Annotated in this window: 7 protein-coding genes; 3 read left to right on the top strand and 4 right to left on the bottom strand. The window is 63.0% G+C overall.

The window, feature by feature from the left end; all coding sequences use genetic code 11:
- Positions 1 to 175 precede the first annotated feature (175 nt).
- Entirely contained in the window at positions 176 to 1,501 is a 1,326-nt protein-coding gene (locus tag AQZ50_RS18535; protein ID WP_067748669.1) for a replication-associated recombination protein A, read from the bottom strand.
- Positions 1,502 to 1,603: 102 nt separating this feature from the next.
- On the opposite strand from AQZ50_RS18535, the gene AQZ50_RS18530 reads away from it, so the two are divergent.
- A complete protein-coding gene (locus AQZ50_RS18530) occupies positions 1,604 to 2,272 on the top strand; it encodes a PadR family transcriptional regulator (RefSeq protein ID WP_082703790.1) in 669 nt (222 codons plus the stop codon).
- 32 nt (positions 2,273 to 2,304) lie between these two features.
- Here AQZ50_RS18530 and AQZ50_RS18525 read toward each other — a convergent pair whose 3' ends face one another.
- The gene (locus tag AQZ50_RS18525) at positions 2,305 to 3,525 is read right to left on the bottom strand and encodes a glycosyltransferase family 4 protein (RefSeq protein ID WP_082703792.1); all 1,221 of its coding nucleotides are present in this window, start codon (positions 3,523 to 3,525) and stop codon (positions 2,305 to 2,307) included.
- A 152-nt stretch (positions 3,526 to 3,677) separates the two neighbouring features.
- Entirely contained in the window at positions 3,678 to 6,041 is a 2,364-nt protein-coding gene (locus AQZ50_RS18520) for a TonB-dependent receptor (RefSeq protein ID WP_197412553.1), read from the bottom strand.
- Between the two features lie 307 nt (positions 6,042 to 6,348).
- Between AQZ50_RS18520 and AQZ50_RS18515 the strand changes: the two genes are divergently transcribed.
- Positions 6,349 to 6,795, top strand: a complete 447-nt coding sequence (locus tag AQZ50_RS18515) for a hypothetical protein (protein WP_156427434.1) — start codon at positions 6,349 to 6,351, stop codon at positions 6,793 to 6,795.
- A 52-nt stretch (positions 6,796 to 6,847) separates the two neighbouring features.
- On the opposite strand, the gene typA is transcribed toward AQZ50_RS18515, so the two are convergent.
- Positions 6,848 to 8,692 carry a translational GTPase TypA gene (typA, locus tag AQZ50_RS18510; protein ID WP_067748664.1) on the bottom strand — a complete coding sequence of 615 codons (1,845 nt, stop codon included), beginning with the start codon at positions 8,690 to 8,692 and terminating at the stop codon, positions 6,848 to 6,850.
- Between the two features lie 297 nt (positions 8,693 to 8,989).
- On the opposite strand from typA, the gene AQZ50_RS18505 reads away from it, so the two are divergent.
- A complete protein-coding gene (locus AQZ50_RS18505) occupies positions 8,990 to 9,421 on the top strand; it encodes a DUF805 domain-containing protein (protein ID WP_067748660.1) in 432 nt (143 codons plus the stop codon).
- The last annotated feature ends 13 nt before the right edge of the window (positions 9,422 to 9,434 follow it).

The raw sequence follows: 9,434 nt of genomic DNA, 5'->3' as shown, positions 1-9,434 counted from the left end.
GGATGCGCGCCGGGGCTGCCGGGCGCACGTGTCCCATCGCCTGCCACAGATGGCGCGCGCGTCCTTCGACAGGCTCAGGACGAGCGGATTCAGATTATGCCGATCCATGAAAACAGACGCACTTGCGATGGGAAATCGAGTGGCCCCGCGCGGGGAGGGGCTTTTGGATGGCGCGTCATGCGCGGTCCTGGCGCCGTTTTTCCCACCATTCGAGGCGGCGGATGACTTCGCGTTCGAATCCGCGCTCGACCGGGCGGTAAAAGGTCTGGCGCGCCATGCCTTCGGGCCAATAGTCGGCACCGGAAAAGCCGTCGGGCGCGTCGTGATCGTAGGCGTAGTTCGCGCCATAGCCGATGTCCTTCATCAGCTTGGTCGGCGCGTTGAGGATGTTGGCCGGGGGGCTGAGTGATCCGGTTTCGCGCGCGCTGGCAAAGGCGGCCTTTTGCGCGAGATAGGCGGCATTCGATTTGGGCGCGGTCGCGCAATAGAGGCAGGCCTGCACGATCGCCAGTTCGCCTTCGGGGCTGCCGAGGAAATCATAGGCATCCTTGGCGGCAAGGCACTGGATCAGCGCTTGCGGATCGGCAAGGCCGATGTCTTCGCTGGCAAAGCGGACCAGGCGGCGCAGCACGAACATCGGGTCTTCGCCCGCCACCAGCATCCGCGCGAGATAATAGAGCGCGGCCTGGGCGTCCGATCCGCGCAAGGATTTGTGCAGCGCCGAGATCAGGTTGTAATGCCCGTCGCGGTCCTTGTCGTAGACCGCCATGCGCCGCATCAGGAATTTCGACAGGCCCGCCGGATCGAGCGGCGCGGGCAGCGACACGTCGAGCAGCGTTTCGGCCTGATTGATCAAAAAGCGCCCGTCGCCATCGGCTGATGCGACCAATGCCTCGCGCGCCGCCGGGGTCAGCGGCAGGGGGACGCCGGTTTCGTCCTCGACGCGGGCGAGCAGCCGGGGCAGCGCGGCGGCATCGAGCCGATGGAGGATCAGCACTTGCGCGCGGCTGAGCAGCGCGGCGTTGAGCGCGAAGCTGGGATTTTCGGTCGTCGCGCCGATCAGTGTCACCGTGCCGCGCTCCACATAGGGCAGGAATCCGTCCTGCTGCGCGCGGTTGAAACGATGAATTTCGTCGACGAACAACAGCGTGCGGCGGCCGAGCGAGGCCATGCTTTCGGCCTCGGCAAAGGCCTTGCGCAGATCGGCGACGCCCGAAAATACCGCGCTGATCGAGACATAGCGCATGCCCACGGCATCGGCGAGCAGGCGCGCGATACTGGTCTTGCCCGTGCCCGGCGGCCCCCACAGGATCATCGATGACAGCTTGCCCGCCGCAACCATGCGCCCGATCGCGCCATCGGGGCCGGTCAGATGATCCTGTCCGATGATATCGGCCAGCCGTTTTGGGCGCAGACGTTCGGCCAGCGGCTCCTGCTCGGGGCTGAGGGCGGCGCGGGCGCTGGGCTCGTCGGACGGGGATGGGGCAAACAGGTCGGACATGGTCTGAGGCCCGATATAGACTGCGAACGCAAATTTACCATCGGGGGCTTGTGGTATCGCCATAAAGATATATCTTAGACCCATCGAATCGAAAGGAGATTTATGCGTTTCGAAAAATGGCGGTCGCACGACGATCGCAAGACTTGCGCCGATGCGGCGCGGATGATGGTCCGGTCCGGACGGATGTTCGGCATGGGATTCATGCGTGGCGAAGGCCGTGGCGGTCCGTTTGGGCGGCACGGCGGCCCCGGCGATGACTTTGGCGGCGAAGGCCGGCATCGCGGGCATGGCGGCTTTGGCGGCGGTCGCGGCAGGAGGATGTTTGCCCAGGGCGAATTGCGCCTGCTGCTGCTCAGCCTGCTGACCCGCGAAAGCCGCCATGGCTATGACCTGATCAAGGCGGTCGAAGAGCTGACCGGCGGGGCCTATGCGCCCAGTCCGGGGGTGGTCTATCCGACGCTGTCGTTGCTCGTTGATGAAGGGCTGATTGCCGAGGCCCCGGGCGAGGGCGCGCGCAAGGCGTTTGTCGCGACCGACGCCGGTCGCGCCGAGGTCGAAGCGCGCGCCGGAGACATCGCCGCGATCATCGCCCGGTTGCAGGCGCTGGCCGATGCCACCAGCCGCGAGGCAAGCCCGCCGGTCATGCGCGCCATGGCCAATCTGAAACTGGCGCTCAGGGGCCGGGTCTTTGCCGCCGGGTTTGACGACAGCGTGGCGCACGCCATCGCCGACATCCTCGACGAAGCCGCGCGCCGCATCGAGCGCCTGTAGTCATGCTCCTCCCCCCGCAAATGGGGGAGGAGTCAGCGCGGCGCCTGTTTTTGGCGGATAAGCCGCAAATAGGTTTCGGCAACGGCCTGGTTGATGCGGTCCCAGCTGAAATCGAGGCTGCGCGCTTCGCCGGCGGCGCCGTGGCGCGCGCGCAAAGCGGGGTCGACGACATAGGCGCGCAGCGCTTCGGCAAAGGAATGGATCGCGCCGGGGCGGATCAGCCGTCCGTTGACGTGATTTTCAACCAGGCTTTCGCTGCCGGTGGCTTCGGCGGCGACAACGGGCAGGGCGCAAGCCATCGCCTCGAGCGTCACATTGCCAAAGGTTTCCGTGATCGACGGGTTGAACAGCACGTCCATCGAGGCGACCGCGCGGCCCAGATCGGCCCCGCCCTGAAACCCGACGAATACCGCGCCCGGCAGGCGCGCCTCAAACCAGGCGCGCGCCGGGCCTTCGCCGATGACCATGACTTTGTGCGCAAAGCCGCGCCGTGTCAGGTCATCGATCGCGTCGGCAAAGACATCGAGGCCTTTTTCCATCACCAGCCGGCCGAGAAAGCCGACCACGACGTCATCATCGCCGATGCCGAGGCTCCGGCGCCAGGCCATGTCGCGGCGGCCGGGGTGAAAGATGTCGCGATCGACCCCGCGCGACCATAGCGAGATGTCATAGTTCATCCGCTGATCGCGCAGGACTTGCGCCATCGATTCCGACGGCGCGACGAGCGCGTCGCAGCGGCGGTAAAACCGGCGCAGGATCGCGGTCAGTATCGGCTCGATCCAGGCGAGGTTGTAATAGCGCGGATACGTGTCGAAACGGGTGTGGACGCTCGCCAGCACCGACAGATGCCGCCGCCGCGCCCACGATACTGCGCGGTGGCCGGCGACATCGGGCGACGAGACATGCACGACATTGGGCGCAAAGGCGGCCAGATCGCGCCGCGCGCGCCGCCCCAGCGCAAAGGGGATGCGGTATTCGCTGCGGCCGGGCAAGGGCAGCGCGGGAATATCGATCAGATCGCCGGTCGGCTCGAACGCGGGGTTTTCCACCACCGGCGCATAGACACGCACCGCCGCGCCCTGACGCAGGAGATAGCCGACCAGCCGGTTGAGCGCCTGGTTCGCGCCATCGCGCACATAGTTGTAATTGCCGCTGAACAGCGCGACGCGCAGTGAAGACAGGTCAGGCCCTGTGGGCAACGGGGTTGTGCCGCTTGCCTGCGGCTGATCCGGAGTGGATGGTGTCAATTGCATGGCGCGCCCATAACCGGGTTGGTGCGGCTTGTCGCGCCCTGTCGACATTTTGGCCGCGCGGTCCGTCGTCTGCGGGGCTCGATACGCCGAAACCGGGCCGCTGTGGGGCGACCCGGTTCCGTTATACTGCGCGTATCGCGATCAGGTTTTGATCAGAAGCGCGCCTTGAAGGACGCCTGGAACGACCGTCGGGTCTGGAAGATATACAGCGGCAGCGCCGTTGATCCCCCGATCGAAGTCACTGGTTGATTGTTGAACACGTTGGTTACCGAAAGGCCGAGCGTGTAGTTTTTCCACTTCGCGCTGGCCGACAGGATGCCGTAATCATAGGCGGCAACCGGCACCTGGTTGGCCGAATCCGCATATTGCCGACCGGTGAATTTTTCGATGAAGCTGAAGTTGAAGATGCCGTTGTTATAGAGCAGGCCCAGCGTTTCCGTGTTGGTCGGCGAACTTGGCAGCCACAGATGGGTCGTTTCGTCCTTGGATGACATGATCGTGGCGTTGGCCAGCGCAGTCAGGTGCGGCAGAATGACATAGCTGATCTGGCCTTCGAGGCCTTCGTACCGCGCCGGGTTGGCGTTGAGCACCTGCACGTTCGGGTTTGTCGGGTCGACGGCGGTCGAGTTGCTGGCAAGGATGTAGTAGCCGTCGACGTCAACATTAATCCGGTTGCCGGCATAGACCATCCCCGTCTGCCAGTTCGTCGTCTTGGTCGGCACCGGAACGACGGGAACCAATGCGTTGTTCGCGCCCGAGGATTCCAGGCTGTTTGAAAGCGACGGGATGACGAAGCCCTTGGCGAACTGGCCATAGATCGACAGGTTTGGCTGGATCAGATAGTTGATCGTCGCATAGGGCAGTGTCGGCTTGTAGTTCTGATGGTCGTAGAGGCTGTGACGCGACGATTGTGCGGCAATCGGGGTGTCGATGAAGCGGGTAAACACCATGCTCTTTACGCCCGGCGTCAGCGTCAGCTTGTCATCAAGCAGCTTGAATGCCATTTCGCCAAAGAACTGGATCTGGTTCCAACCGCTATGCTCGTCGAAGTTGAGATAGGCGGGCAGCGGCGTGCCATTCGCTTCGACGAAGCCGGTGCTGGTCTTTTGGTCCCACGACCAGTTCGAACCGTTGTTCATGATCGAGGCGTTGAAATATTCGTCACCAAGCCCACCGGCAGCCGAGGCGCTGGTGAAGTCGTAGAAATAGCGGTAGCGCTTGGTTTCGGCGTGTTCGTACCACGCCCCCACCTTCAGGATGCCAAGCGAATTGGTCCAGGTGGTTTGCAGGATGTCGCCAAGCACGCGGTACTGGTTGAGCTTGCTGTAACCCGGGATGTCCCCCTTCAGCGTCGCGCCGCCTGATCCTTCAAGGCCGGTGCCTTGGGCCTTGGCGTTCTTGTACGCGCTGCCGCTGCACTGCGTGGCGGTTGACAGGATGTTGCACGGGTCAGTCGAATCCGTGGTCGAAATCGTGAAGTTCTTGTAGAAATACGTGTAGGCTTTGTTGTCGATCGCGATGTTGCTGGCCACATTCCATTGCAACCGGGCGATTTCAAAGTCGGTGGTCTTGATTTCCCAGTTCCAGTCGGTGCGGGCATTGGTATAGCCCGATCCTGCCGCCTGGCTCGGATCGACCCCGCCGAAATTCTGCCCGAACATGTTGATTTGCGCTTGTGTCGCACCGCCACCTGCGTCGGACTGATGGAACGGGCTGTGGTTGTACGCGGCGACGAAGGTGAATTTGGCGTTGTTCCCGATCGGCAGTTCGGCTTTGCCGAACAAGTTGGTCCAGTCGGCGCTTTCATGGGTAAGGGCGCCATTGGTGGTCTTGTATTCACCAACGCCCATCAGTTTCAGCCCGCCGAGCGCCTTGATTTCGCCGCTGTTGACGGTCAGGCGTTCCATCCAGGTGTCAAAGCTGCCGTAAACCGACTGGTTTTCGACGAAGAACTTGTTTTCCACTTCGCGGCTGATGAGGTGGACCTGGCCGCCATAGCTTGCCTGGCCCAGATCGGTCGCGCCGCCGGGGCCGCGATCGACGATGATGCGGTCATACGTGCCGTTGGGGAAATACGAGGTCGAATGGTGCGTCGGGTCGTTGGTGTCGCCAAACGGGACACCGTCGATGGTCATGTTGTACTGGCCGTCCTTGAACCCGCGCAGCACAATCTTGGCATCGCCAAGGCCGACGCCGTTGCCGCTGCTCGGCAGGAGCGAGGCGCTGGGCGTCAGCAAAATGACCTGGCTGTAGTCGGCGGTCGGGGCGATCGAGTTTTCGATGATCGAGCGCGACACGATCGCTTGCGGTTCAAAGGTATGGACCGACGCGGTGATCGGCGTGGCCTGGTTTACCTTGGTGCCGGTGACGATGATGTCGTCGGTGTTGCGGATGGTGTTGTCGGCGGCGTCGGCGGCCGGAGCGGGTGCATCTGCGGCAAAGGCGGGCGCTGCACCGAGGCACAGCGCGATCGCGGTTCCGTAAAGCGCCGCGCGGCGGATCATGTGGCTAGGCATGTCATTCCCCTGTTGTCTCGAAACTCTTCGAGAGGGGCCCTGACAAATGCCTGTGACAGTTATGTTGCCAAATGATTCAACTTGGCAATCTTGGTGCCTGGGCATGTCGAAAATACACGGAAAACGGGCTGATTTCGGACATCGGGAGGAATGTTGCGGCGCACCTTTGGCATCGCGTGTGGCGCGTTTGTGCAACAGGTCCATGCGCGCGGGTTAAACGCGGCGGACCGATACCGTTCTGATCCTTGCGGACCTGCCGGCGCAAAGGGACCGGGCACGGGCAGCCCGAAACCCAATGGAGCACGCCATGACTATCCAGAGCAGCACATCATCGGCATTCGGCACGACCAACTGGTCGACCATGCTGAGCACTGCGGTCCAAAAGGTCGAAACGGCCAATGCCGACAGCACCACGACCGCATCGAATGCGACGGCGGCCACCACCGCCACGTCCCCCGCCGCCGCCGCGAGCGGCACGAGCGCTACGCCATCGACGCATCACCATCACCACCACGGCGGATCGTCATCCAGCACCAATACGGCGCCGAGCGACAGCAGCCAGACCAGCGGCACCAGTGCCTCCGCCACGACGGGCGGCACGACGGGCGGCACGACGTTTGCGAGCCTGGCGAGCAGTTTTCTGTCTTCGCTCGGCCTGTCGAACGCGACGCAGGATGCGAGCAGCCTGGCAACCGATACCACCAGCCAGACGCAACAGGCGCCCGCCGGTTCGACAACCACGTTTTACGCATAGCCTGAAAGAGAAAGCCCGCCGTCCCGTAGGGGGCGGCGGGCTTGGAAAAGGTTCAGGCCACTTCCTTCTTGCGGCTGGCCTTTTTGCGTTCGTTGGGATCGAGGATCGCCTTGCGCAGACGGATCGACTGCGGCGTGACTTCGACCATTTCGTCGTCGTCGATATAGGCGATCGCCTGTTCGAGCGTCATGACCTTGGGCGGGGTCAGGCGGATCGCGTCGTCCTTGCCGGTCGAGCGGAAGTTGGTCAGTTGCTTCGACTTGAGCGGATTGACTTCCAGATCGTCGGGCTTGGCATTTTCGCCGATGATCATGCCTTCATAGACCTTTTCCTGCGGGCTGACGAACAGGATGCCGCGTTCTTCAAGGCTGTTGAGCGCATAGCCGACCGCTTCGCCGGTCGAATTGGAGATCAGCACGCCGTTCTGGCGCCCTTCGATCGCGCCCTTGTGGGGGCCGTACTTTTCGAACAGGCGGTTCATGATCCCGGTGCCGCGCGTGTCGGACAGGAATTCGCCGTGATAGCCGATCAGCCCGCGCGAGGGCGCCGAAAAGGTGATGCGCGTCTTGCCGGCGCCCGACGGACGCATGTCGGTCAGCTCGGCCTTGCGGCGCTGCATCTTTTCAACGACCGTGCCCGAATATTCGTCGTCGACATCGATCAGCACGGTTTCATACGGCTCGGTGCGGTTGCCCGCTTCGTCGGTGCCGAACAGCACGCGCGGGCGGCTGATGCCCAGTTCAAAGCCTTCGCGGCGCATCGTTTCGATCACCACGCCCAGCTGCAGTTCGCCACGACCGGCGACTTCGAAGCTGTCCTTGTCGGCGCTTTCGGTGACGCGGATGGCGACATTGGTTTCCGCTTCGCGCAGCAGGCGGTCGCGGATCATGCGGCTGGTGACCTTGTCGCCTTCGCGGCCCGCAAAGGGGCTGTCGTTGACGGCAAAACGCATCGCCAGAGTCGGCGGATCGATCGGCTGCGAGGCGATCGGCACCGACACGCTCGTATCGGCGATGGTGTTCGACACAGTCGCCTTTTCGAGGCCGGCAAGCGCGATGATGTCGCCCGCGCGCGCTTCGTCGACGGGCACGCGTTCGAGGCCCTGGAACGACATGAGCTTTGAAGCGCGGCCCACTTCGATCACTTTGCCGTCGCGGTCGAGCGCGTGGATCGGCTGGTTGACGCGGATCGTGCCCGACTGGACGCGACCGGTCAGCACGCGGCCCATGAAGTTGTCACGGTCGAGCAGCGTGGCAAGGAAGCTGAACGGCGCTTCGGCGTCGAGATTCGGCGCGGAGACGTGGCTGACGATCTTTTCGAACAGCGGGATCAGATCGCCTTCACGCGCTTCCTGGTCTTCGCTGGCATAGCCGTTGCGGCCCGAAGCATAGAGCACCGGGAATTCGAGCTGTTCGTCGTTGGCATCGAGCGCGACGAACAAGTCGAACACTTCGTCGAGCACTTCCTGCGGGCGACCATCGGCGCGGTCGATCTTGTTGACCACGACGATCGGCTTGAGCCCGAGCGCGAGCGCCTTGCCGGTGACGAACTTGGTCTGCGGCATCGCGCCTTCCGAGCTGTCGACCAGCAGGATGACGCCATCGACCATGCTCAGGATGCGTTCGACTTCGGCGCCGAAGTCGGCGTGGCCGGGGGTGTCGACGATGTTGATTCGCGTCAGGTCGCCGGTCGTCGGGTGTTCCCATTCGACCGAGGTGCACTTGGCGAGAATCGTGATCCCGCGCTCCTTTTCGAGATCGTTCGAATCCATCGCGCGTTCTTCGATCCGCTGGTTTTCGCGGAACGTACCCGACTGGCGGAACAACTGGTCGACGAGCGTGGTCTTGCCGTGGTCGACGTGGGCGATGATCGCGATATTGCGCAGGGCGCTGGACATCAAAAAGGCTTTCGCTGTTAGGGCGGCTGTTGGGGGCCGATAATTGAAAGGGCGTGGTCTGGCGCAAGCCCTGCTGGCAATGCTGTAGCCCGGCCTTCCATCACGGCGGGGCCATCGCGCATCACCGGCACGTACGCCCGGTTGGGCGGGCCCATACCGTTTTGTGTGCGCTGCGGCAAGTGGGCGTTTTGGGGCGCGCGATTCGATGGCGCGGCGGAAACGCTTGCGGCGGTTATGCGATCGTGGCCTAATTGCGTGCGGGTTTGCGATCACGACAGCCCAATCGGGGGAACAGTCATGGAATGGATGTTTTTGCCCTATCGCCGGTATGCCGAGTTTCAAGGGCGTTCCGGGCGGCAGGAATACTGGATGTTTTTCCTGTTCAACGTGATTGTCTATACCATTCTTGGCGGGTTCAGCTTCGCCAGTTTCGTGCAAAGCCGTGTTGCGGGCGGTTTGGGGACACCCGGCAACCCGTTGCCTGTCGGCGGTTCCATTGGTCTGGGTCTGCTCGGCCTGTTTGCGCTGGCTACATTCATTCCCTCGATCGCGGTTCAGGTTCGCCGGTTTCACGATCAGGACAAGTCCGGCTGGTTTATTCTTCTGGGCTTGATTCCCTATGTCGGGGGAATCGTCCTGCTGATCTTCATGTGCCTCGAAGGCACGCGCGGGCCCAACCGGTTTGGCCCAGATCCGCGCGATCCCTATAGTGCCAACGTATTTCGCTGATTGGAGGCGACGC

The sequence above is a fragment of the Novosphingobium sp. Fuku2-ISO-50 genome (assembly GCF_001519055.1).
Classification (GTDB): Bacteria; Pseudomonadota; Alphaproteobacteria; order Sphingomonadales; family Sphingomonadaceae; genus Novosphingobium.
Note: the sequence above shows the minus strand (reverse complement) of the source record. Positions and strands in the feature narration are given on the sequence as shown.